The sequence below is a fragment of the Vallitalea sp. genome (assembly GCF_025211055.1).
Taxonomy (GTDB): domain Bacteria; phylum Bacillota; class Clostridia; order Lachnospirales; family Vallitaleaceae; genus Vallitalea.
The window spans coordinates 78,224-102,351 of the sequence record NZ_JAOARO010000087.1 but is presented as its reverse complement, the minus strand read 5'-3'; the positions used below and the strand labels follow the sequence as shown (position 1 = coordinate 102,351).

Here is a 24,128-nt window from a genome sequence, read left to right as displayed (position 1 = left end):
ATTTATAATGCCTTCAACTTTTCAACTATCTTTTCAAGATGCATTCCTCTAGATGCTTTTATTATAATTGTGTCATTGTTGTTAACCAAATTATCAATATCACCTATCAGATTTTCTTTTGCACTATAATATAATACTTTATCTTTATCCATTCCATGAGTAGTAGCACTATCAAAAATATATTTGGCATCTTTACCTACACATATGAGCAGATCGATATTTTTATCAGCTGCTTCTTCTCCTATTCTGCTATGAGCGTCCCTAGCCCTTTCTCCCATCTCGAACATATCCCCTAGAATAGCTACTTTTCTACCCTTAGTATCTAAGTTAGTCAATGTATCCAGAGCTGATTTCATAGAGTCAACACTAGCATTATAAGCATCATTAATAACTACTATATCATTATCAAGTATAATTTTATCCATTCTCATCTTATAAGGTTTATAATTGCAGGCACCTTGTTCAATTTCACTTACAGTCATATTTAGATGATTCCCAATTATAATCCCTGGTAATATATTATATAACATATGTTTACCAAGTGTATTTATTCTGATATCAAACTCTATATTATCTCCTTTTACTGTACCTTCTAGTCCATCCCAACCTAATATTTTATATTCATCTATATAAAAATCATTACTGTCATCAAAACCAAAAGTAAGTGTCTTGAATGATATTCTATCCTTGAGTTTTCTAAGATAAGGATCATCACCATTTAATATTACTAGACCATCTTTCTTAAGGAAGTCTAGTATTTCACTCTTAGCCTTCAGAATGTTGTCTTTCGTACCAAAGTATTCAATATGTGCTTCACCAATGTTCGTAATTACAGCTATATCAGGATTAGCAATCTCGCTAAGTCTATGAAGTTCGCCATAATGATTCATACCCATTTCAAGAATAACTACTTGATGTTTTTCTTCTAACTTGAATATAGTTAGAGGAAGTCCTATCTCGTTATTAAAATTCCCACTAGTCTTATGAACAAGATATTTAGCACTTAATACAGACCCAATCATTTCTTTACAACTGGTTTTCCCAACACTACCTGTTACAGCTATAACAGGTATTTCAAACATAGAAAGGTAATACTTGGCAAAATCTTTTAAAGCTTGCCCTGTATTATCCACCAATAATCCTAGTCTATCAGAAGGTATCTTTGCTTTATCTTCCGTAAAACATATTATAGCACCTTTTTCATATGCAGCTAATATAAAATTATGACCGTCAAAGTTATCTCCCTTTATAGGTATAAATATATCATTTTTTTGTATGGTTCTTGAATCAATTGAGACATTATTATATCCTTTATCTTGCTTCAATAGTTCTTTACCTATAATATCCCCTTTTACTACTTCAGCAATAGTCTCTACATCTACTTGCTTCATTAATAAATCATTTCCTTTCTTAGGCAATTATTCTTCTGTCATAAAATAATTCAATACTACTTCAGTATCATCAAAGTGAATCACTTTATCATGAAGTATTTGATAATCTTCATGACCTTTGCCCGCTATAAGGATTAAATCTCCTTCTTTTGCCATAGAAAGGGCTGTGTGTATACCTTTTAATCTATCAGCTACTTTAACATATTCACAATGAGTCTTTTTAATACCTATTTCAACTTCATCAATAATAGAAATTGGATTTTCAGTTCTTGGATTATCAGAAGTTATTACACAATAATCAGAGTTATTACCAGCGATTTCACCCATTATAGGTCGTTTGCTGGTATCTCTATCTCCACCACAGCCGAATACAGTAATAATTCTTTCTTTTGCAAATTCTTTCATGGATTGTAATACATTAAGTAATCCATCAGGTGCATGAGCATAATCAATAATTACTGTATAACCTTTACTGCTTGTAAAAGATTGAAATCTCCCTCTAATTCCTTTGTTTTTTTTAAGTCCATTTATAACTACATCCATAGGTACACCTAGAACTAAACAAGATCCCATAGCTGCTAATGCATTATACACGCTAAACTTTCCAGGCGTATTGAGAGTTATCTCATATAAATCTCCTTCATAAACCACATTAAAAGTAACTCCCCTTAGGTCAATACTCAACTGTGTAGCATTCAAGTCCGCTTTATCATTTTCAATACCATAAGTAAGATATCTTTTGCACGTACCATTCTCTATCATATATGGTCCATACTTGTCATCTATATTTATTACTCCTGTATCACACATTTTGAATAATTTCAATTTGGCATCTCTGTAATTTTCCATTGTCTTATGAAAATCAAGGTGATCTAAAGTAAGATTAGTGTATATACCTACGTCAAATTTGCAAGCATCTACCCGATGAAGAGCAAGTGAATGAGATGATACTTCCATTACTACTGCATTAACATTTTCCTGAACCATATTATAGAATAATTCTTGTAGATCAAGTGATTCAGGTGTAGTCCTGCTAGCCTTTAGCACTTTAGCTCCTATTCTATTCTCAATTGTACCAATAATTCCAGTTTTTTTATTGAACTCTTCAATAATACTCTTTGTTAGATAAGTTATTGATGTTTTTCCATTGGTACCAGTAACACCAATCAACCTAAACTTATTGGATGGATGATTATAATATCTTTCAGCAATATATGCTATAGCTTTTCTTGTATCAGCAACTTTTAGTATAGCAATATCCTTATCAATTCCTTCAATATCATCTTCTACCAAAATAGCTTTTGCACCTTTTGACACTGCACTTTTTGCAAAATTATGTCCATCGACTTTAAAACCTTTTATGCAAACAAATAGACTAGCATCAGTTACTTTTCTGGAATCATATTGTATATTTGATATATTGATATCTTCATTTCCTTGTAAAACTTTATAATCTATATTCTTTAACAGTCCTTGTAATTTCAAACTATCTCCTCCAAACTGAGCGAATTATATAATACTATTATGTAATTCCCAAACTATAATTTACCATTAATATTACCATAATTTTTTTAATCTGCAAAGAGTATTAATTTACTGTCTCTATTAACTTTATCATTTGGTAGTGGAAACTGCTCTGTTATAGTTTCACCATTACCAATATTTACTATCTCTAATTCTATATCTTTTATTATTTTTTTTGCTTCATCTATATTCTTACCTAATAAATTAGGTATAGTAATCTCTCCAACTTTAAATTCATCAAAATCTCTTTGGATATATTTGGGGTTAATTCCCATATATGGTAAAATATTTTCATATAATTCTCTAATTACAGGGGCTGCAACAGTACCTCCATAATATATTCCTTCTGGTTCATCAACTAATACAAGGGCAATGACCTGAGGATTATCTGCTGGTGCGAATCCTAAGAAAGAAGATATATATTTGTTACTGCTTCTAGGAAGTTTTTCTGAAGTAGCTGTTTTACCTCCTACTTTATAACCTGGAACATAACATCTTCTACCTGTACCTTCTGAAACAACACTTTCTAAAAGATTAGCCATAGTATCTGATGTTTCCTTACTAATAGCTGTTTTCAAGTTGTCATATTTTAAGGTTTCAATAGGTTCTCCATCTTGATTAAGAATCTCTATACCAAAATGAGGAGTTATAAGTTTACCTCCGTTAACTACTGCTGAACCTGCTCTAATAAGCTGCAACGGGGTTATCTGAAAAGATTGACCAAATGACATGGTAGCAAGCTCTACAGGTCCAATATCAGCCTTTTTATGCATTATACTTACCGCCTCACCTGGCAAATCAATTCCTGTCTTGGTCAACAAACCAAATTTGTCAAAGTACTTAAGGAACTTATCTACTCCCAGTCTCTCCGCTACAGCCATAAAAACTGGGTTACAGGAATTCTGAACACCTTGAACAAAAGTCTCTGAACCATGTCCTCCTGCCTTATGACATCTTATTCGTCTATCAGCGACGATACTATAACCAGGGCAGAAAAAAGTATCATCCAGTTTAACTACTTTTTCTTCTAACCCTGCTGAAGCAGTTACTACCTTAAAAGTCGAACCTGGTTCATAAGTATCGTTAATACAATAATTTCGCCATATTTGATTAAGTATTTTTTGTTGTTCTTCACTTGATTCTATTTGTAAATCCCCAAGATCGAAAGGTTTATTAAGGTCAAAGTCTGGTTTATTTGCCATAGCATATATCTCTCCGTTTTGAGGATTCATTACTATGATAGAGCCTCTATTAGCATTCTTGGATATAAGCACTTTTTCAAGTGCTTGTTCTGCATATTTTTGAATGTTAACATCCATACTTGTAACCAAATGATAACCTGCTACTGAGTCTTTTCTACTTTCTGCTAAGTTTTCAATTTCAATACCTTTTGCATTGGTCCTAGTCAATATCATACCTACTTCGCCTTTTAAGTACTTATCATATTTTACTTCAAGACCAATAATCCCTTGATTATCCTTGCCAACAAAACCTATTACATGAGAACCTAGAGTTGAAAATGGGTAGATTCTTTTATAATCTTCATCAATAATGATTCCATCCAAGTCATACTCTCTTATCTCATCTGCAACCTCTTTTTCTACGTTCATCTTAATTCTTTCTAGTGCTACTTTATTTTCAACTTTTTTCTTAACTAAATCATGTTCTAATTCTAATTTGTCGCATAGAACTTCTATTACTTTTTCTTTGTTAGTAATCTGGTTATGTATAACAGAAACGCATGTGACAGATTTATTAACTGCAATAGGTATACCATTTCGATCAAGTATACTACCACGTTCAGCTTTTATAACTCGTTCTCTATTATGAAGTTCTTCTGCTTTTTCCTGTAGAAAATCAGCCCTGCAAATCATTATATAACCTACACGAAAACATAGCATGAAAAGTAATAAAACATACACAGAACATATAAAAAACGTTCTTTTTCTATTATGTGTTTTTGTTCTTAACATTATTTCACCATAACATTAACTTTTATATAATTCTATGAGTTTTCATAAATGTTATGCTTAATTTAAAGGAAACTTAATAATTAATTCCTCTCACCCTCTATACGAGGATAAATATTCATATATGGAAGTGTCTTTTCCATTATACTCTTAAAAATATTCTGTGCAAATATACTTGTTGGCTTTGGTGATTCAGGTTCATCTACAATTACTAATAACGCTATCTTTGGATTATCTACTGGTGCAAATCCTAGAAAAGATACCATATATTTTTCTGCTGATCTAGGTAATTTTTCTGCTGTACCTGTTTTACCTCCAATATCATATCCTTCAATAGCAACTCTCTTTCCTGTACCATTCTCAACAACTGAATGTAACGCTTCTTTTATGGTCTGGGCTGTTTTTGACGATATGACTTGTCTTACTTTTTTGGAATCATTTGCTTTTACAATATTACCATTTTCGTTAACAATCTTTTTCATCGTATGTGGTTCATATAAATATCCACCATTAATCAATGAACCAAAAGATGTTATTAATTGAAGTGGAGTTATAGTAAAACCTTGTCCAAAAGAACAAGTAGCAAGTTCTACTGGTCCTAATCCTTCTATTCCATAATATTTCGAATCTCCCTCACCTATTAAATCAATATTAGTCTTTGATCCAAATCCAAACAGCTGTTGATAATCATAAAAGATCTCTTTTCCTACTTTTGCACCTATATCCATAAAAGCAACATTACATGAATTTTCTAATGCTCCTACTACTGTCAAGTCTCCATGTCCATCTGATTTCCAGCATGAAATATTACTGCCGTAAAGCCTTTTGCTACCTCCACAATGATAAGTTTCGGTCATTGTTACTTTCTTTTCTTCTATAGCAACAGCTGCTACAAATGGTTTAAAAGTTGAACCTGGTTCATAAGTATCACTAATATTAAAATTACGCCATAATCCATTAAGAAAATTAGATTTCTTTTCTAGGGGCATATTCTTAATTTCTTCTTCCGTGAAATAAGCAGTCAAATCGTATGGATCATTCAAGTTATAATTAGGATAACTAGCCATAGCAAGTACTTCTCCATTTTGTGGATTAGTAGCAACTACATATACATTCTTGGGATTACTATCTAAGTTAGCCTTTATAGCTTCTTCTGCATAGTATTGAATAGTTTGGTCTATAGTAAGTACTACATCATTGCCGTTTTTAGGTTCTATGTATTTATTTTCTATATAATTACCATCATTGATAACACCAAATTCTCTACCTTCTTCTCCTCTTAGATAATTACCATAAGTTTCTTCAATACCCCATCTACCTTGATTACCCTTATCCACAAATCCTAATACATCACATAACATATTGTTGTTAGGATACAACCTCTTATAAACTTCCTTTAGATGAAGTCCTTTATATTTCCTTTTTCTTATATCTTCAAATTCATTTTCTATTTCGCTGTAATTAAGATTATATGCTAAGACCTCATAATTACTGAAAGCTCTATTTTTCAATAAATCCTTTAGGTCAGACTCTTGAATTTCATAAGTATTAACTAAGAAATTAATAGTCTCATTTATATCTTCTTCATCACACTTAGCTAATACTCCTGGATCAAAAATCAAATCATATACTTTTTTGCTCTCTGCAAAAACCCTGCCGTTTCTATCATATATTGTCCCTCTCTTAGGTTCTAAGAGATTATTATATCTAACACTATTATTAACTTGTTGTGATAATACACGTTTTTTATAGTTCAAACTTTCTGCATTAATTATGGAATATACTCGAAAGCATAATAAAAGAATGCATATAATAAAAATAAAGAAAAGGAAAACTAGATTCCTTTTCGCTCTGTATGTATAATCTTTCGTATTATTCAATGATATCACCTTCCCTTTGTTAGAATAAAACTTACGATTTTGTTAAAATCATTATTCTGTTGGGTTGGTTTTGTTATATCAGTCAATTGTTCAGTATAACTATTCTGTGCCACATTTAATTTATTTATTTGATTTTTACTAGGTACTACCATACCAAGCTTAGTTGTTGCTATTTCATATATTATATTGAGGTCAATATTAGCATTGATACTTTCTTCAATTAATTTATTGTTCTTCTTGAGATTATTGAGTCTATTTTCTAACGCTACAATATTATCACATCGATCTGATACGGTAAATTGTGTTTTTATCATGATTAAGCACATAACCATGGTAAGACATAGTATAAGTGAGAATTTCAGCTTATATTTGTATCTCTTAACAACTCTTCTCTGCGCCTTATTTCTTCTAACTTCATTCAAATTATTTTCATTAATTGAATCTCTGTTATACGTATTATAATCTCTTTCTAATTTGGCTGCATTATTCCCTATCACATAGAATTGATTATGAGTATTATAGTGTTGTTTTTTGCTCATTTACTACACCTCAACTTTCTCAAAAATTCTAAGTTTAGCACTTTTAGATCGATTATTGCTACTCAACTCTTCTTCAGTAGCTATAATTGGCTTTCTAGTTATTATCTTGCCTTTTGATTTTTTATTACAAACACATATAGGAAAATCTGGAGGGCATGTACAAGGATCATTATTATCTTTAAATGCTCTTTTAACAATTCTATCTTCTAATGAATGAAATGTTATAATGCATAATCTTCCTCCATCATTAAGTCTATCTACCATATCATCTAATGTATCTTTTAATACATTTAATTCTTCATTTAATTCAATCCTAATAGCTTGGAATGTTCTCTTAGCAGGATGTCCACCTTTTTGCATAGCTTTCTTAGGTATTGATTTTCTAATTATATCAACTAACTCTAACGTAGTTTTTATTGGTTTTTCTTGTCTTGCTACTACTATGTTTTTGACAATTCTAGAAGCCCATTTCTCTTCTCCATATGTTCTTATTACTTTATATAATTCTTCTTCTTCATAGTTATTTATAATATCAGCTGCTGTAGCTGTCTGTCTTGTATCCATTCGCATATCAAGAGGTGCTTCCTTCATATATGAAAATCCTCTTTCCGCAGTATCAAGTTGATGTGATGAAACGCCAAGGTCCAATAAGATACCATCTACTTTTGGAATATCTTCTTCATTAAGGACTGATTCAAATTCTGAAAAATTAGCACGATGAATTCTAACTATATCTTTATATTCTGCTAGTTTCATTGTACTTGCATTAATAGCATTTTCATCTTGGTCAATACCTATTAGCAATCCGTCTCTATTAAGTTTTCTACATATTTCATAAGAATGCCCTGCTCCGCCAAGAGTTCCATCAATATATATACCATTTGGCTTAATGTTAAGTCCTTCTATGCATTCTTCTAACAGTACTGACTTATGTTGAAATGCCATTTTTACTCCCTCTTTCTATTATGTCTATTATGTCTATTAAACTATATGTCTAGGTCTTCCATGTCTTCTGCTAATTCGCTTATATCAATATCGTCATCAGCATTGTATTCTTCCCAATTCTCTTTGGACCAAATCTCTACCCTATTGGAAACACCAATTAAGATGACTTCCTTTTCAAGCAATGAATATTCTCTAAGATGTGAAGGTATCAATATTCTACCCTGCTTGTCCAAATTACATTCATTAGCTGAAGCGATAAAGAATCTTTGAATCCTTCTTGCATCTTTTTTCTTCATAGGGTTATTATTTAACTTCTCAATGAATTTATTCCACTCTTCTTCTGTATATACCATCAAACAATTATCGAATCCTTTGGTTATGTAAAAAGTCTCGCCTAGTAGAGTCCTGAATTTTGCAGGTACTATTAATCTTCCTTTATCATCAATAGAATGTTTATATTCACCTATAAACATAGCATTCACCTGCACTCCTTAAATAGTTTCATCTATTCATCCACTTTCTACCACTTAACACCACTTTCTACCACCTATATCCATATAATAGTATATATGAAATAGTTTTTCAAGTATTTGAACAAAAAAAAATAACAGACTCATGGATCCAATCTGTTATTTTATATAAATTTTTATTAGATTTTTATACATTATTACTACTTTTGCAATGATACTGCTATTTAAAACGAATGCTTTTTAGTATTTTTTGTATTTTTGGTATAATATTTCTATTTATTTTATACAAATTTTAAATTTAAATTTACAATTCAAACTACTTAATGTACTTATAGTAATTAACTCTCACTTCAAATAATTCAAAAGTACTAATACCCATTTTCCATATTTTAAGGAAAATTAATTTTTTAATTTAACGTACTGCTTTTCTGTCACATTTGCCTTAACATAATAACCTTCAATAAGTTTGTCGAGTTCAACACTAACTCTATAAATTTCTTGTTGATCAGCTTTGCAAGCGATCATTTCGTCAAGAATTTCCCTTAGCTGCTCAATATTGTAATTCTGCATTTCTCATTCCCCTTAGCTTTTAAGCATCTTTCAATATTTGTAGCATTCGTTTTCTATCTTATTCTCTTCCTCCTCATGATTATTATAAACACTAATGACACAACTATAAGGACCCCTGCAAGTAATTGTGAAACTGGAATACCCGAACTACCAATTATTAATTGATCTGTTCTTAGACCTTCAATCCAAACTCTACCTAAACCATATCCCAAAAGGTATAGTGCAAATATTTCTCCGTTGAATTTTCTTCTTTTGAAATAAATTAATAATAGAACCAAAACACCTAAATTCCATAGTGATTCATATAAAAATGTTGGTTGGACTTGTATATAATCTACACCATTTACCGTTTTGATTTTATCAAGTAATTGTACAGGAATATACTTAGCCTTAGTAGTTTTTAGCATCATAGCTAGATGATTCTCAGTGTAACCCCCAAATGCTTCCATATTAACGAAATTACCCCATCTACCAATGATTTGTCCAAGTATCAGGCCCGGAGCTGCAGTATCTGCAAAATTCCAGAAATCAACTTTTTTACGCTTTGAAAATATGATTAGAGTTATTACTGCTCCGATGATTCCTCCATAGATAGCTAGTCCACCTTCTCTGAATGCAAATATCTTCACTAGATTATCTTTATATTCATCCCATGAGAATATAACGTAGAATAATCTAGCAGAAACTATTGAAACGATAAGTGCATAAATCAAAAAATCAGGGTATAAGGCTTCATCTATTCCATTTCTCTTAGCTAATTGAATTGCAACAAATAATCCTGCGAGTATCCCAAATCCTATTATCAAACCATACCAATATACATCTAAACCAAATATTCTAAATGCAACTGGGTCGATATTTTTTATCTCTATACCTAGATTGGGAAAAATTATATCTGGTGTTAAATTCATTTTTTCATTCCTCCATAAAAAATCATATTACAAATATAATATAGTATATTCTTAGAAAATGCAAACTTTTCGTCCACATTTACCATAACATTTTTTTATACGACATATACAGACAAAAACCTCTTGTACATTAACTGTATATAAGTGATATTGTTGTATACTAACTTAATAAATCAGTTTAATATATATTATTGATTATTTTTATCATATTGTGTTATACTAATATATAATTATAATATAATAACATATCATAGATAAAATAAGGAGGAACTATAATGAATAGACCTAATCATAGAAGACCACATCATAGAGTAGGTGAAAAACAAGTACAACAACAATTACAGGAAAAAAGCATAATGGAATTTGACATAAAAAAAACTTCCATTATTATCGCTATATTTTGTTTTATTCAAGGTTGGTTAATTGGACTTGCAATGAATAGAAAATAGCTTGTATATTAATTCCTAGGTTAATAACCTAGGTTTTTGTTTGTTTTATATAAGCAACTTATTAAAATAGGTATATAGATAATTAATTTCAATATATATAGTTGACAATACTGCTAAATAATATTTATAATAACAGCAGTAAAAAATAATATTATTAATTAGGAAGGAAGACGACCAATGAAATTAGGAATTGTAGGATTACCAAACGTTGGTAAGAGTACGTTATTCAATTCATTAACTAAGGCTGGAGCAGAATCTGCTAACTATCCATTCTGTACTATTGACCCTAATATAGGTATCGTTACAGTCCCAGACCCAAGACTTGATGAATTAACTAAATTATATGATTCTAAAAAAACTATACCTGCAGTTATAGAGTTTGTTGATATCGCCGGACTAGTAAAAGGCGCTAGCAAAGGTGAAGGACTTGGTAATAAGTTTTTATCAAATATAAGAGAGGTAGACGCTATAGTTCATGTAGTGAGATGTTTTGAAGATACTAACGTAGTTCATGTAGACGGTTCTATCGACCCTATAAGAGATATTGAAACCATCAATCTTGAATTGATCTTCTCTGACATTGAAATATTAGATAGAAGAATATCTAAAACAACTAAATCTCTAAAAGGAGATAAATCCCTTGCAAAAGAAATAGAAGTCTTAAAGAAATTAAAAGAGGAATTAGAAGAAGGTAAATCAGCAAGAAACGTTGAGTTTAATTCAGAAGAAGATATCAAATTCGTTGAATCCCTTAATCTTCTTACATATAAACCTGTTATCTATGGGACTAACGTTACAGAAGATGATCTTCCAGATGATGGAGCTAGTAATCCTTATGTACAATTAGTAAAAGAATTCGCTAAGGAAGAAGCTTCTGAGGCGTTTGTAATATGTGCTAAGATAGAAGAAGAGATTTCTGAACTTGATGATGATGAAAGAGCAATGTTCCTAGAGGATCTTGGCATAAAAGATGCTGGTCTTGAAAAATTAATCAATGCAAGCTACAGTCTTCTTGGTCTTATTAGTTTCCTTACTGCTGGAGAAAAAGAAACAAGAGCTTGGACAATTACAAAAGGTACAAAAGCTCCTGGTGCAGCTGGTAAGATCCATACTGACTTTGAAAAAGGCTTTATCCGTGCAGAAGTAGTCAAGTACGAAGACCTTATCGCATGTGGTAATTATACTGCTGCAAAAGAAAAAGGATTAGTTGGAGTTGAAGGTAAGGAATATGTTGTACAAGATGGAGATGTAATGTTGTTTAGATTCAATGTGTAAATAAAGTTATTGCACAAAATCAAAACCTCCTACTGATGATTATTTCACCATTAGGAGGTTTTATTTTATCTATTTATACTGCACCCTATATCTTAAAACCGTCCTCAATTTTGATTCCTCAGTCTTTCTTACATTAGAAAGATAAATTTGTCTATTTATCATGGAATATCTTTTTTATTTAATTCTTCATAAATAGTGTAGAAAGAAACTATTTCACCAGTTTTTTTATTAAGATAAATAATAGTAAATATTCCTAGATTTTTATCATCTTCTATAATTAAAGTATACATATAATTATTAACGGTATCAATTATTTTAGGTTCTTCAATTTGATTAATATTATTTTTATCAATGAAATCCAATGCTATCTCATTTAAAACTTCTACTGATAGATTTTCCTTATCACTTGGTTCAGACGCTTGCAAACTATGGTTATAATCGCTTATTCTGCCATCTTTTGCATTAATAAAAAAAGAAAATCTCTCATCTACTTTTGGTAACTCAAACTTAATAGAATAAAATCCCAATTCTAGGTCTATAAGGTCTTGCTCACTGATATTCTTATAATCTTTTAATAAATCCTTATCTTCATAAATACATTCTATCTTTAGCTCATTTAGATAAAGTTTTCTATCTAAGTTATACTCTATGAATTCCAAAGCATATACAAGAGCTTCATCTTTAGTTATCTTATCGCTTTTTTCCTCTGTATCCAATCTAAGGTTGGATAGATCATATTCTTCTTCATATAGAGTATCTTTTTTAATCTTAGTACTAATTCTACAAGAACTAAGGAGTAAATTTGCTATCAATAATATTATAAGGAGTATTAATTTTTTATGCATCCTGGTTACCTCCTTGATTATTATTGAAAGTCAACACTATAGATGTTCCTTTACTTAATTCACTCATTACATCTATTTTGATATGATGAAATTCTGCAATCTTAGAACATAATGCAAGTCCTAATCCAGCTCCATTCTCTGAACGTGTTCTTGATTTATCAATCATGTAGAAGGGTTCAAAAATCTTATCAATACTTTCTTTATCCATTCCAATACCATAATCTGTTATGGTAACTTGTTGATCAATACTATCTATTGATATCAATATTTTTGAATCTTCATAAGAAGCTCGTATTGCATTCTCTATAAGATTAATAAATAATACTTGCATCAAATCATTCTCCATATAACAATCAAAATCATCACCTATTAATTTTATATCAATTGATTTTTCTAAGAGTTTTGGTCTTAGAGTCCCAATCGATTGACTGCAAATATCTTTTATTGCATATTTCCTAAATTCAAATGAATCCTTTTTTATTAATAATAGATCCATAAGTTTAAAAGATAACTGCTGCAACCTCTGCCCTTCTTTATGAATATATTCTAGTCCCTCATAAAATACCTTCTCGTCATATTTTGAACGCAGCAGATAATCTGCATAACCAATTATAGATGTAAGAGGTGTCCTTAGTTCATGTGTTAAATTTTCAATGAAACGCTGTTTTTCATTATTCTGTTCTTGCAACTTATCGATTCGAGTGGATATCTCATCTGCCATATGATTAAAATTATCAGCCAATATACCTATCTCATCCCCAGAACGGATTGATACTCTTTCAGAATATTTACCTTTTGTAATCTTTATTGTAGCCTGAGTCAACTTCGAAAGAGGCTTAGTCAAGAAATTACTAATTATAAACATCAACAACAAGAATACAACCAAAAAGCATAAATATAGTTTTAATGTAAAATCATATTGTACAATACGTTCCTCATAAATATTAGACAAATCATATATATATGAAAAATAATAATTATCATCACTGAATTTTAAAATACTGGATATAAATATATAACTTCTATCTCCCACATCCTTAATTATATATTGTCTGGTATTAGGTTTTAGATTATTAAGATCCTCTCTTGTAATATTATCAATGAAATCTGTATTACTGAAAATAACTTCTTGTTTATCATTATTGAGTTCCAGATAAAAATTATCAGAATTATAATTATTAGCATATACATTAAATGAAGAAATTAGGGTTTGAGTACTAGATAGAGTATCCCTTGAATATCTTTGTAGTTTTTCATAAGCTGGAATATCCATATTTATACCATTATATATGTTTTGATGTTCATTAAGACTATTAGTTACTTGCTGTGTAAGGGTATTATTATGAAATGTTTCAATGATAACAACTACTGTAATCCAAAAGATTAAAGAAAATAAGATTATCGAGAATAGATACATTTTAAACCAAATCTTCAATATTATTCCTCCAATCGATATCCGATTTTGTAAACAGTCTTGATGTTATTCTGTAAGTCCAGTTTTCGACGCAGTGTACCAACATGCATGTCTACAGTTCTTGTTCCACCCAAATAATCAAAATTCCAAACTAATTCTATAAGTTTTTCTCGTGAAAGTGCGATGTTTTTGTTTTTGACAAGTATACATATTAGCTCATATTCTTTTAGTGTCAAATCAATTATTTCATTATTCTTACGTACAATATGTTCAGATACATTTATTTCAATATCCTTGAATCTTAAGATATTATTTACTTTATTAAAACGTCTAAGAATAGTTTCTATTCTTGCTAATAACTCTATTGCTTCAAAAGGTTTAACTATATAATCTTCAGCCCCTAATTTCAGTCCCTCTACTCTATTGATAACGTCTGATTTAGCAGTTAAGAATATTACTGGTATATCTAAATGTTCAATCTTTTGCATCAATGTAAAACCATCTATCTTAGGCAACATCACATCTAATAAAATCAAATCATAACTATTCTCTAATATAAGTTCAAGAGCTAATTCACCATCATAGGCTTGTTCCGTATAATACCCTGCTGATTGTAAATAAAGTTTAATTAAATTAGATATCGCTACTTCATCCTCAACAATTAGTATATTCCTTTTCAATATATAACCTCCTAGTAAATATGTGTATTATTTTATATCACATATAAATGAAGGTCAATAGAAAACATGTTAATTTACAACTTCTTTACAAGTAAATACAACTTATTATATATGTTGATTTTATACTAATATTATATAACAGAGAGGAGAATACCTATGTACGTCAACGATAATAAAAAAGAAATAATTACAGTGGATAATATAAATTATAGTAGATTGGCTATAAAAACCCATGTTATCACCTATAAGTATGATTTGATGGATATTGTAGAAAAATATATTTTAGATAACTATAAAAAGGATGATTTAGTATTTATATCAGAAAAAATGGTAGCATGTACACAAAAACGTGCTATTCCTATAAAAGATATCAAGCCAAGAAAACTTGCCAAAATTTTATCAAAATATGTAACCAAATCTTCTTATGGTATAGGTTTGGGGATGCCCGAAACAATGGAAATGGCTTTTAGGGAATGTGGTACCTTAAGAATTTTGTTAGGTTGTTTCATTAGTATATTAGGTAAAATATTTAAAAAAAGCGGGTGGTTCTATAAAATAGTTGGTGATAAAGCAAGAGGTATTGATGGTCCTTGCGAATATACTTTACCACCTTATAATAATTATGTAGTTCTACTCCCGGATAATCCTAAGAAGCTATGTCAAGATATATTTGAAATGTATAATATCCATGTATCAATTATTGATTGTAATGATCTTGGAATTAATATTTTGGGATTATCCGACAACAATCCATACACCGAAGAACTCCTTTGCAAAATATTGAAAGATAATCCTCTAGGTCAATCAAATCAACAAACTCCTATAGGTATCATAAGAAAAAAATAGTTTTCTCTTCATTATCCAATAAAAATTTTAAATACTATCATTAATTTTATTTAATCTTATTATATATCTCCTTAATTTTCTCTTTTAGATATTTATTATCTCTATTAGAGCTATCTTTCTTATTTTCCATATAATTAATGATTTCCACTACAATATCAGCAACTTCATGCTCCTCAATACTACTTCTTATAAAGTCTTTAGAATTAGCTTTTAAGCTTATATTATAATGGTGCTTTATCATGTCATTTAGAATATTGTAGATATCATTTTCATTATCACTGTTCTTTAATCCCTTATACATATTTTTAAGCTCTTTGTCTTGTTTCTTAGCATATGCCCTTAAAACAATTAATAATACAGCTAATAGTATTAAGATAATGAGTATAATAAAAGCTATCAACAAACCTTTCTTGCTCATTTTCAGTGTAACGTAATCCTTATCAGTCATATTGTAACTGACTTGATTAATTTTAATCTTTTGAGACGTTGCATATTCTTTGTTATCTGTTTTATCTCCATTATCAGACTGATTATTTTCTGGGACTTCACCAGTTACGGTAATAGTCTTTCCAGGTATCTCAGCTTTTTTATAAGTTCCTGATACAGTATCAAAGTAGGATATGTAGATAGGATCAATCTTGATATCTCCGTTTTTTTCTGGAACCAATATTACTTCAAATTGCTTTTTAGCATTGTATTGATTATTTTCAATGCTTTCATCCATACCTTTTACTGTTTCGTAAACTGAAAATCCACGTACCCCATCTTTTATTATCTTATCTAGAATCTCTAAGTTGCAATTACCAGAAGCTGTAACATTAAGAGTCAGTGAATCTCCATATTCTAACTGGTCTTTATTAAACTCAGCTTCTATTTTCAAGTCACCAACCAGCCCCGAAAAATCATCAGGCTTATTTTCCTCTGGCAAAGGCTTAATAGTTATCTCTTTTTCAGTTGTCCCTAAGTATACTGGTTTAGATGAATCAAAAAAATTCGATGTAGCAATATTAGCTTGAAATTTATATGAAGGTATTGTTACCTTACCTGTCTTTATTGGTGATAAATACATCTTCTTAGCTTCGTATTTAACATATTTATTACCATCAACATAAACATAGTTACCTTTTAGGTCATCATTGGCAACTTCATTAACCATAAAGTCATCAAAACCTATTTGATCTGCAAAACCATAGCTTTCAATGCTATAACGTGAATAGAGTTCATAAGTCAAACCAATCTTTTGCCCAAAATAAATTTCGTCATCAGAGATTAAAGTCTTTAAAAATATATCTTTGACCTCCTCATTATGAACATCATCATTCCTTTTGCTGACATTTACTTTCAATGAATTGGTTTTACGTATATCTCCCTTATAATTGATACTACCTTGAAGAGTGAATTCTCCTTCTTTCTTTGGCATCAACACATAAGAAACATCAATCTGACTAGTTGTATCTCCATTAATAATTCTAGTAGATGTGGATTGACTTGTTGATAATACATCAAAATTATCTAAACCGTCTATTACCAGATCCTTACATCCATTAGCATTTATTATAGAAAAAACTAGATTAGTACTAACTCCTTCCTCTAGATTAAGACTGTCGATATCAAGACGAAACTCTGCCTCTTTTTTTGCTAAAACGCTTCCTTCTGTAAGTAATATAAGTGTAGTTATCAAACATAATATGAAGGAAATTCTAACTTTCATTCTTTTACCAGTCATACTTCTCCTCCTTACCACTGTTTTTTACTTGTTGATTATTTTTTAAACTACTCTCTTCTTGTTTCTCCAACATCTGTAGTACCTGCATTATGTCTTTATCATATTGTTCACCTTCGGAGGTATCTTCCTTATTCATGCTGCTACTATCTTCTTTATCTTCGTCAGACTTTTCGCCCTGTTCTTGCTGAATCTTCTTATCATCATCTTGATTTCCTTCTTGATTCTTGGATTGTTCACTTTCTTGTTCCTCTTCTTTGTTTTTATCTTCTCCATTCTCGTTTATATTTTCATCATCACTATCAGATTCTTCATTTTGGTTTTCTTTGTTATCCTGTTGATTTTGATCTTGCTGATTCTGATTATTTTTATTCATCTCATCTATTTTACTTTTAACAAGCTCATAATTATATTTTAATTCTACATTTCTAGGGAAATTGACCATACCGTTTTTATAAACTTCCAGAGCCTTACTGTAGCTCTCCATTTTCTGATTCATGTCATTACTGCTATCAGCTAGCTTATAACTGCAATTTCCTTGATTCAAATATTTGTCTACTCTATCAGAAGCTTTATCATAATATTCAATTGCCTGTTCATATTTATTTAATTGATATGATGCTTGTCCAGAGTTATAGTTAAGTATGGTATTTTCAGGATTCTTTTCTAGTCCCTTTCTATAAACTTCTAGGGATTTCTCATAGTCTTCTGAAGCATATAATTTATTACCACGCACTATAGATTTATTTATGCCATTATTAAAATCAAGTACCCCAGTTAAAAAAAGTACCAACATAACTAATATTAATGATCCAGATATAAAAGAAATCTTTTTCATTGCAACTTCCTCCTTTCTGGAATTAAATATGCTAGAACAAATAATAATATCCCTGCACCTAAAAAGTATTGATATAACAATCTATATCTCTTCAGTTTTCTAGTTTTCAGTACGTCTCTTTTTAGATAACGAATATCATTTATTAGGGAATTAATCTCTTCACCTGTTAATGAAGATTGATAATATGCCCCATCACCACTAGAAGCCAATCTTTTTAATATATCAGAATTCAATTTTGACATTACTGGTTGCCCATTCTGGTCTTTCTTATAATCTATGACATCATTAGTTATAGGATCATATACAGGTATTAAACCGCCTTTATCCGTACCTATACCAATAGTAAATACTTTCAAGTTATCATCATTAATCTTTTTCAATACTTCCAAACTGTTGGAATCATGTTCTTCTCCATCACTCAAAACAATTACAACTTTATCTGCACTGGAAGTCTGGTCAAAAGATTTATCCGCTAGACTAATTGCCGTACCAACATTACTGCCTCCTCCACCAATCATATCAGTATCAATTACCTTAAGAAACATCTTAGCCAAATCATAATCATCAGTCAAAGGCATTTGAACAAAAGCTGATGATGAAAAAGGAATAAAACCTATCCTATCTCCTTCAAGATTGTCTATTATATTCTCAACTATCTTCCTAGCTCTGCTAATCCTATTAGGCTTGATATCTTCAGCTAACATACTCTTGGAAGTATCAATGAGAACATATATGTCAAGTCCTTTCCTATTCACTTCCGTAAGCCCTTTTAGCTTTTGAGGTCCAAGAAGAGAAAATACTATCAAACCAATAGCAATAGTCATTAGAATGATTTTGACGGATATAAATCTCACCTTAGCATCAAACTTCAACAAAATCAATATTTTTTTCTTTTTATAATATCCTAGTATAAAAACAGCCAAACATGCTATCAGAATTATGATATATATTACATTAAAAGGATATCTAAATTCTAAACCATTCAATAAAATAACCCTCTTTCTATCTTAGTTACTGCATACATTATGGAATTTGAATATAAAAATAACGGTCAAGAAAAATACCTAGTAACAGCATAATAAGAGCTACTTTAATTAAATCAAAAGCAAGTTCTTTGTACTGTACAAAATCGTCCCTGTCAAATTTTGTCTTCTCTAGTTCATTTATATCTGAAAATATCTTAGACATAGCCTGAGGATCTTTTGCTCTATAATACTTGCCATCAGTTTTTTTAGCGATATCTTTTAATAATTCTTCATCAAGCCCACCTTCATATCGTTGATATCTAGTTTGTCCAAAGAAGTCTACTGGAAATATGGTCTCATCTGTTCCTACACCAATAGTATATATTTTAATGCCTAATTCTTCTGCCAAATCAGATGCTGTACTGGGATTAATAGCTCCTGCGTTATTTTCACCGTCAGTAACTAATATCATAACCTTAGATTGTGAATCACTCTTTTTCAGTCTGTTAAGTCCAACAGAAATAGACATACCAATTGCTGTACCTTTATCATTGACAGATTCTGTGGTTATTTCTTCTAATGACTGCTTTACAATGTTATGGTCAAGTGTTAATGGTATTCTAGTATATGCAGTTCCAGCAAAAATCACTAGAGCCAATCTATCTGATGGTCTATCTTCTACAAAATCCTCAATAGTCTTCTTAGCAACTTCAAGACGATTAGGCTTAAAATCCACAGATTCCATAGAACCAGAAACATCTAATACCATTGCAATATCTATCCCTTTTTCATGTATGGTATCTGGTTGGTTAGTCAACTGAGGTCTAGAAAGTGCTACAACTAATATTATTAAACTCAAACATATTATGTACTTACCGATTTTATGCTTAAAAGTTTTTTTGAGTCCAGAACTTTTTAGAAGCTTAACACTAGAAAATTTTAATGTACTTTTGTTTTTTTTGATTATAAAAAAATATATAATTATAGGTATAAATAATAAGAAATACCAATTCGCTAATCGTATCATACTTCTACCTCTTTTACTTGTTCAATTTTTTCCACCAATTCTACAAGTCTTATAAGTAATTCTTGTTTTTGTTCTGTGGTAACTACTACTCCTGTGAATTTGTAGTAATCACACATCTGAAGCCAAGATTTAATATTAGGTATAAAAGACTCTAAAACATTTATTGATGAAATCTCAATTATTATTTCATTACATGTTTTACCTCTAATAGAACATGAATACTTTGTTTGTAGGTAATTCTTTAGATTCAATGTCATAATAACAAAACAATCACGTTCTTCTAATGAAATTTCATCTGTTGCCTTTTTAAAAGCAACAAAAGCACTAACTAAACTAGTTTTTCTTCTTTTTATGTATTGCCATAGACTTATACAACCCATTATCAAAAAGATAGCTGTCAAGAGATAAAATATATAACTATAATTAAATGAGAATCCATAACTCTTTGTACCCCCATCACCTTCATATATACTATCTCTATCAATCTCATCAAGAGTTGATTTTATATCTAGTTCTATTACATTATTGTCTAACTGAATAGTTTTTTTACCAGTTTCAAAACTGCGAAAAGTCAATAAATAACCTTTGTCAGTATTATTTATATCAACTATTTCAAAATCCTTGAATTTAGCTCTTATATCATCTTCACTATATGAGTTTGTTTCTATCTCGATCTTAATCAAATCACCAACGTATATACTTCTTTCCTCAGCTAATATAGTCATAGATGTAATAAGTAACAACAAAGATATTAAACTAATTAAAAATGCAACTTTCTTCTTTCTCATCTATTACCCCTTCTTCTGAAAAATTGTTTTAACGGTTTATAATAATCTTCGTCAGTGTATATGTTAATTATATTTTTTCGATACATCTTAAAGTTATTATCTAATTTGTATTCTTTCTTAAGATTATCTAGCGCTATTATCTCTCCTGTCTCCAAGTCTTCAAAAGTAAAGATAGCTCCAGCAGGAATTAGTTCTTCAGTTCTATCAATAACACGTACCATAACTAAATCATGGCGTCCAGAAGTTATTTTCAGATCTTTTGCATAACCTTCATCAAGGAAATCTGATATAACAAAAACCACACTTCTCTTTTTTTCAATTCTGTTGAAGTATTGTAGTGTTCTCCCAAGATTGGTTCCTTTATTCTTAGGTTTGAAATCAAGAATATTTTCTATAATTGATAAAACATGCTTTCTACCATTTTTAGAAGGAATGAATTTCTCTACTTCATTAGTAAATAGAATCATACCAACTCTATCATTGTTTTTACTTGCTGATAGAGCTAATGTTGCACCAATACTTGCTATCAATTCTTTTTTATTACCAAAATCACTTGATTTTGACATATCAATTATTAAAAACATGTTCAGTTCTCGTTCTTCGCAGAATTGTTTTACATATGCTTTGTTATGACGAGCTGTAACGTTCCAATCAATATTTCTAACATCATCACCATGATAGTACTGCCTAATATCGTCAAATTCCATTCCTTTACCTTTGAAACCGGAACGATATTCACCTGAAAATATTTCTTCAACTATTTTATTGGATTTTATTTCAATTTGTCTTATCTTCTTAATCATTTCTCTTGAAACCATTGTTTAACTCCTTATCTATGGTAAGTTAACCTTTTCCAAAATTCCAGCTATTATATCTTCAGAAGTAATATCATCAGCTTCAGCTTCATATGAGAGTAATATTCTATGTCTTAGAACATCATATGCCATTGATTTTATATCGTCTGGCACTACATAATCACGTCCTTCTAAGAATGCTCGTCCTTTTGCTGACTTGATAAGGCCTAAACTAGCACGTGGAGATGCACCGCATGCTATATAATTAGATTTCTCTCTAGTTTTCAATACGATATCCAGTACGTAGTTCTTAACATTATCATCTATATAAATACCGTTAATTTGTTCTCTTAGATGTAATATATCACTGCATGACAAAATATTAGTAAGGTTAGGTTCATAATAATTATCCATAGTAAAACGATCAATGATTTTACTTTCTTCGTTTCTATTAGGATATTGGACTTTTAGTTTCATCATGAATCTATCCTGTTGTGCTTCTGGTAATGGATAAGTACCTTGTTCTTCAAGTGGGTTCTGTGTAGCTATTACTAAAAATGGTCTTTGAAGCTGATAAGTAGTATCCCCTATTGTTACTTGTTTTTCCTGCATTGCTTCTAGTAAAGCTGATTGTACCTTAGCAGGGGCACGGTTAATCTCATCAGCAAGTATTAGATTACTGAAGATAGGTCCTTTCTTAATAATGAATTCACCAGTCTTTTGATTATATATCTCTGTACCAAGTATATCTGCTGGTAATAAGTCTGGAGTAAACTGTATCCTCTTGTAATCAACTCCACTTACCTTAGCTATAGTACTTGCTGTCAGGGATTTTGCTAGACCTGGGACACCTTCTAATAAGATATGTCCTCCAGTCATAAGACCAATAAGTATTCTGTCAACCATATAGTCCTGACCAACAATCACCTTATTTATTTCATCTCTTAGTGAATATATTATCTGTTGTTTATCAGATAAACTTGTTATTTCCATTTCTTAATCCTCCTTAGTAATACAAATATGATATTTTATGCAATACCAATAAATACTATTTTATATTTATTTTTTGAATTATATATGAATAAATTGTTAATTATAGCAAAATATTTAATATTTTTATTCCACTGCTCCATATTCCCTTTTGCTTTTTCCTATGCTAATGTTCTCTTTTGGTATACTTGTTGTATTAAACTAAAAATATATTTAATATCTTTATCATTACTTATCTGTATTTCGTAATCTCCATTACCCCAATGACCTATATTAGTAACATTTTTAGTTATATTCCTTTTATCATCTATAGTTCCTGTTTTTGTGTTTAACCATATCTTTAATGATTTTTTTTGTAAACATATATCTATCATAATCTTTTTATTATATACAAAGCCTATTTCCATTTTCTTAGCCTTAATGTCTATCGTATTGTCTAATGCCAATATATATTCTTTTATTTTTTTATATAACTTAATTATATCTTCACTTGAGTTCATTAGATGTTGTTCTTCAGTATAAGCTTTCATTTCTTTATTTACTTTTTCCATATCATTACTTGTAATTGATATAGTTTTTATAGATTCTACTTTCTTAGATGCTTTTATTTGATTAAAATATATTGTATCATTATTGAATCTCTTTATTTCCCATAACTCATAAGGTAGATCTTTAAAATTAATTGATTCTTTTTGATAATTATTAAAAGTTGGTGATACAAATATAATTCTAGATTGTGTCCAGTCCACATCACTTTTTCTTAGAACACTTTTACAGTTTTCATTGTATTCAAGTATGAAATCAGCTTTATTATTAAGCATGAGTGAAAGATATGCATATCCTTGATCTATAACACTGAAGTTACTATTATTCTTATATTCTATAATTACAAAAGCTTTACTGTTCTCATCAAAAGCTAAAGTATCAAGCCTAAAATTATTAAGAGCAAATTCTCTTTTGACGAATTTCAAATCAAAAATATTTGCTAAGTTATCTTCACATAGCTTATGTAATTCGTATTCTTTTGAAAAAGGTTTTTCTACTACTTGTTCTAGATTAGTTCCATTTATCTTATATAGAAACATATATTTTTCCCCTTTAAACTTACCATTTTTTACATTTATCGACTATATTATAACATAATAGATATATAACATAAATAAAAATCAAATAAAATCTCTCTCCTAGTTCTATATACAACTAGAAGAGAGATCTTTTATTATATCCATTATTTAATTTAATTTATATAACTCTAATATTATAATCACAACCCTCTTTAACAAGACAGTTATCT

23 protein-coding genes are annotated in these 24,128 nt (G+C 29.9%); 3 read left to right on the top strand and 20 right to left on the bottom strand.

Annotation, left to right across the window (positions count from 1 at the left end):
- Positions 1 to 2: 2 nt before the first annotated feature.
- The 9 genes from N4A55_RS12895 to lgt form a co-directional block, all read right to left on the bottom strand.
- Positions 3 to 1,391 carry a UDP-N-acetylmuramoyl-tripeptide--D-alanyl-D-alanine ligase gene (locus N4A55_RS12895; protein ID WP_293757044.1) on the bottom strand — a complete coding sequence of 463 codons (1,389 nt, stop codon included), beginning with the start codon at positions 1,389 to 1,391 and terminating at the stop codon, positions 3 to 5.
- 27 nt (positions 1,392 to 1,418) lie between these two features.
- Positions 1,419 to 2,876, bottom strand: a complete 1,458-nt coding sequence (locus tag N4A55_RS12890; RefSeq protein WP_293757042.1) for a UDP-N-acetylmuramoyl-L-alanyl-D-glutamate--2,6-diaminopimelate ligase — start codon at positions 2,874 to 2,876, stop codon at positions 1,419 to 1,421.
- A gap of 86 nt (positions 2,877 to 2,962) precedes the next feature.
- Positions 2,963 to 4,888 carry a penicillin-binding transpeptidase domain-containing protein gene (locus N4A55_RS12885; protein WP_293757040.1) on the bottom strand — a complete coding sequence of 642 codons (1,926 nt, stop codon included), beginning with the start codon at positions 4,886 to 4,888 and terminating at the stop codon, positions 2,963 to 2,965.
- A gap of 80 nt (positions 4,889 to 4,968) precedes the next feature.
- Positions 4,969 to 6,765 (bottom strand): peptidoglycan D,D-transpeptidase FtsI family protein, encoded by a 1,797-nt coding sequence (locus N4A55_RS12880; RefSeq protein ID WP_293757038.1) that lies wholly within the window; start codon positions 6,763 to 6,765, stop codon positions 4,969 to 4,971.
- Between the two features lie 5 nt (positions 6,766 to 6,770).
- On the bottom strand, positions 6,771 to 7,304 hold the full coding sequence (locus N4A55_RS12875) for a hypothetical protein (protein WP_293757036.1): 534 nt from the start codon (positions 7,302 to 7,304) through the stop codon (positions 6,771 to 6,773).
- A gap of 3 nt (positions 7,305 to 7,307) precedes the next feature.
- Positions 7,308 to 8,249, bottom strand: coding sequence for a 16S rRNA (cytosine(1402)-N(4))-methyltransferase RsmH (rsmH, locus tag N4A55_RS12870; protein WP_293757034.1), 942 nt, complete (start codon positions 8,247 to 8,249; stop codon positions 7,308 to 7,310).
- A gap of 41 nt (positions 8,250 to 8,290) precedes the next feature.
- Complete coding sequence (gene mraZ / locus N4A55_RS12865) at positions 8,291 to 8,722, bottom strand: division/cell wall cluster transcriptional repressor MraZ (protein WP_293757228.1); 432 nt, start codon at positions 8,720 to 8,722, stop codon at positions 8,291 to 8,293.
- Between the two features lie 396 nt (positions 8,723 to 9,118).
- Positions 9,119 to 9,289, bottom strand: a complete 171-nt coding sequence (locus N4A55_RS12860) for a Spo0E family sporulation regulatory protein-aspartic acid phosphatase (protein ID WP_293757032.1) — start codon at positions 9,287 to 9,289, stop codon at positions 9,119 to 9,121.
- A 53-nt stretch (positions 9,290 to 9,342) separates the two neighbouring features.
- The gene (gene lgt, locus N4A55_RS12855) at positions 9,343 to 10,200 is read right to left on the bottom strand and encodes a prolipoprotein diacylglyceryl transferase (protein ID WP_293757030.1); all 858 of its coding nucleotides are present in this window, start codon (positions 10,198 to 10,200) and stop codon (positions 9,343 to 9,345) included.
- 275 nt (positions 10,201 to 10,475) lie between these two features.
- Here lgt and N4A55_RS12850 point away from each other — a divergent pair, with 275 nt between their 5' ends.
- Together N4A55_RS12850 and ychF are read left to right on the top strand one after the other, a co-directional pair.
- Complete coding sequence (locus N4A55_RS12850; RefSeq protein WP_293757028.1) at positions 10,476 to 10,649, top strand: hypothetical protein; 174 nt, start codon at positions 10,476 to 10,478, stop codon at positions 10,647 to 10,649.
- 177 nt (positions 10,650 to 10,826) lie between these two features.
- A complete protein-coding gene (ychF, locus tag N4A55_RS12845; RefSeq protein WP_293757026.1) occupies positions 10,827 to 11,924 on the top strand; it encodes a redox-regulated ATPase YchF in 1,098 nt (365 codons plus the stop codon).
- A gap of 158 nt (positions 11,925 to 12,082) precedes the next feature.
- Here ychF and N4A55_RS12840 read toward each other — a convergent pair whose 3' ends face one another.
- Genes N4A55_RS12840 through N4A55_RS12830 form a run of 3 tightly spaced genes read right to left on the bottom strand, consistent with a single transcriptional unit; the run spans position 12,083 to position 14,863 of the window.
- The gene (locus tag N4A55_RS12840; RefSeq protein ID WP_293757024.1) at positions 12,083 to 12,769 is read right to left on the bottom strand and encodes a hypothetical protein; all 687 of its coding nucleotides are present in this window, start codon (positions 12,767 to 12,769) and stop codon (positions 12,083 to 12,085) included.
- Positions 12,762 to 14,204, bottom strand: coding sequence for a sensor histidine kinase (locus tag N4A55_RS12835; RefSeq protein ID WP_293757022.1), 1,443 nt, complete (start codon positions 14,202 to 14,204; stop codon positions 12,762 to 12,764). Before N4A55_RS12835 ends, N4A55_RS12840 begins: the two co-directional genes overlap by 8 nt.
- A 2-nt stretch (positions 14,205 to 14,206) precedes the next feature.
- Positions 14,207 to 14,863: a response regulator transcription factor gene (locus tag N4A55_RS12830; RefSeq protein WP_293757020.1), complete on the bottom strand. Its 657-nt coding sequence runs from the start codon at positions 14,861 to 14,863 to the stop codon at positions 14,207 to 14,209.
- A 156-nt stretch (positions 14,864 to 15,019) separates the two neighbouring features.
- Between N4A55_RS12830 and N4A55_RS12825 the strand changes: the two genes are divergently transcribed.
- The gene (locus N4A55_RS12825) at positions 15,020 to 15,709 is read left to right on the top strand and encodes a coenzyme F420-0:L-glutamate ligase (RefSeq protein WP_293757018.1); all 690 of its coding nucleotides are present in this window, start codon (positions 15,020 to 15,022) and stop codon (positions 15,707 to 15,709) included.
- 46 nt (positions 15,710 to 15,755) lie between these two features.
- Here the strand turns inward: N4A55_RS12825 and N4A55_RS12820 are convergent, their stop codons facing one another.
- The 8 genes from N4A55_RS12820 to N4A55_RS12785 all read right to left on the bottom strand — a co-directional run bounded on the left by N4A55_RS12820 (position 15,756) and on the right by N4A55_RS12785 (position 23,919).
- Positions 15,756 to 17,435 carry a BatD family protein gene (locus N4A55_RS12820; protein ID WP_293757016.1) on the bottom strand — a complete coding sequence of 560 codons (1,680 nt, stop codon included), beginning with the start codon at positions 17,433 to 17,435 and terminating at the stop codon, positions 15,756 to 15,758.
- Entirely contained in the window at positions 17,425 to 18,270 is an 846-nt protein-coding gene (locus N4A55_RS12815) for a tetratricopeptide repeat protein (protein WP_293757014.1), read from the bottom strand. The genes N4A55_RS12820 and N4A55_RS12815 overlap by 11 nt, the downstream gene beginning before the upstream one ends.
- Positions 18,267 to 19,256, bottom strand: a complete 990-nt coding sequence (locus N4A55_RS12810; protein WP_293757012.1) for a VWA domain-containing protein — start codon at positions 19,254 to 19,256, stop codon at positions 18,267 to 18,269. The genes N4A55_RS12815 and N4A55_RS12810 overlap by 4 nt, the downstream gene beginning before the upstream one ends.
- A 37-nt stretch (positions 19,257 to 19,293) precedes the next feature.
- Positions 19,294 to 20,262: a VWA domain-containing protein gene (locus N4A55_RS12805; protein ID WP_293757010.1), complete on the bottom strand. Its 969-nt coding sequence runs from the start codon at positions 20,260 to 20,262 to the stop codon at positions 19,294 to 19,296.
- On the bottom strand, positions 20,259 to 21,050 hold the full coding sequence (locus tag N4A55_RS12800; protein ID WP_293757008.1) for a hypothetical protein: 792 nt from the start codon (positions 21,048 to 21,050) through the stop codon (positions 20,259 to 20,261). Before N4A55_RS12800 ends, N4A55_RS12805 begins: the two co-directional genes overlap by 4 nt.
- Positions 21,047 to 21,868, bottom strand: coding sequence for a DUF58 domain-containing protein (locus N4A55_RS12795; RefSeq protein WP_293757006.1), 822 nt, complete (start codon positions 21,866 to 21,868; stop codon positions 21,047 to 21,049). The genes N4A55_RS12800 and N4A55_RS12795 overlap by 4 nt, the downstream gene beginning before the upstream one ends.
- Before the next feature lie 15 nt (positions 21,869 to 21,883).
- Positions 21,884 to 22,837: an AAA family ATPase gene (locus N4A55_RS12790; protein WP_293757004.1), complete on the bottom strand. Its 954-nt coding sequence runs from the start codon at positions 22,835 to 22,837 to the stop codon at positions 21,884 to 21,886.
- Between the two features lie 158 nt (positions 22,838 to 22,995).
- Positions 22,996 to 23,919, bottom strand: coding sequence for a DUF5655 domain-containing protein (locus N4A55_RS12785; protein WP_293757003.1), 924 nt, complete (start codon positions 23,917 to 23,919; stop codon positions 22,996 to 22,998).
- Between the last annotated feature and the right edge of the window lie 209 nt (positions 23,920 to 24,128).

Excerpts from the sequence above, each read along its gene's own strand:
- N4A55_RS12895 (WP_293757044.1), bottom strand. The coding sequence starts at position 1,391 with ATGAAGCAAGTAGATGTAGAGACTATTGCTGAAGTAGTAAAAGGGGAT.
- N4A55_RS12885 (WP_293757040.1), bottom strand. The coding sequence starts at position 4,888 with ATGTTAAGAACAAAAACACATAATAGAAAAAGAACGTTTTTTATATGT.
- N4A55_RS12875 (WP_293757036.1), bottom strand. The coding sequence starts at position 7,304 with ATGAGCAAAAAACAACACTATAATACTCATAATCAATTCTATGTGATA.
- rsmH (WP_293757034.1), bottom strand. The coding sequence starts at position 8,249 with ATGGCATTTCAACATAAGTCAGTACTGTTAGAAGAATGCATAGAAGGA.
- mraZ (WP_293757228.1), bottom strand. The coding sequence starts at position 8,722 with ATGTTTATAGGTGAATATAAACATTCTATTGATGATAAAGGAAGATTA.
- N4A55_RS12860 (WP_293757032.1), bottom strand. The coding sequence starts at position 9,289 with ATGCAGAATTACAATATTGAGCAGCTAAGGGAAATTCTTGACGAAATG.
- lgt (WP_293757030.1), bottom strand. The coding sequence starts at position 10,200 with ATGAATTTAACACCAGATATAATTTTTCCCAATCTAGGTATAGAGATA.
- N4A55_RS12850 (WP_293757028.1), top strand. The coding sequence starts at position 10,476 with ATGAATAGACCTAATCATAGAAGACCACATCATAGAGTAGGTGAAAAA.
- ychF (WP_293757026.1), top strand. The coding sequence starts at position 10,827 with ATGAAATTAGGAATTGTAGGATTACCAAACGTTGGTAAGAGTACGTTA.
- N4A55_RS12840 (WP_293757024.1), bottom strand. The coding sequence starts at position 12,769 with ATGCATAAAAAATTAATACTCCTTATAATATTATTGATAGCAAATTTA.
- N4A55_RS12825 (WP_293757018.1), top strand. The coding sequence starts at position 15,020 with ATGTACGTCAACGATAATAAAAAAGAAATAATTACAGTGGATAATATA.
- N4A55_RS12820 (WP_293757016.1), bottom strand. The coding sequence starts at position 17,435 with ATGACTGGTAAAAGAATGAAAGTTAGAATTTCCTTCATATTATGTTTG.
- N4A55_RS12815 (WP_293757014.1), bottom strand. The coding sequence starts at position 18,270 with ATGAAAAAGATTTCTTTTATATCTGGATCATTAATATTAGTTATGTTG.
- N4A55_RS12805 (WP_293757010.1), bottom strand. The coding sequence starts at position 20,262 with ATGATACGATTAGCGAATTGGTATTTCTTATTATTTATACCTATAATT.
- N4A55_RS12800 (WP_293757008.1), bottom strand. The coding sequence starts at position 21,050 with ATGAGAAAGAAGAAAGTTGCATTTTTAATTAGTTTAATATCTTTGTTG.
- N4A55_RS12795 (WP_293757006.1), bottom strand. The coding sequence starts at position 21,868 with ATGGTTTCAAGAGAAATGATTAAGAAGATAAGACAAATTGAAATAAAA.
- N4A55_RS12790 (WP_293757004.1), bottom strand. The coding sequence starts at position 22,837 with ATGGAAATAACAAGTTTATCTGATAAACAACAGATAATATATTCACTA.
- N4A55_RS12785 (WP_293757003.1), bottom strand. The coding sequence starts at position 23,919 with ATGTTTCTATATAAGATAAATGGAACTAATCTAGAACAAGTAGTAGAA.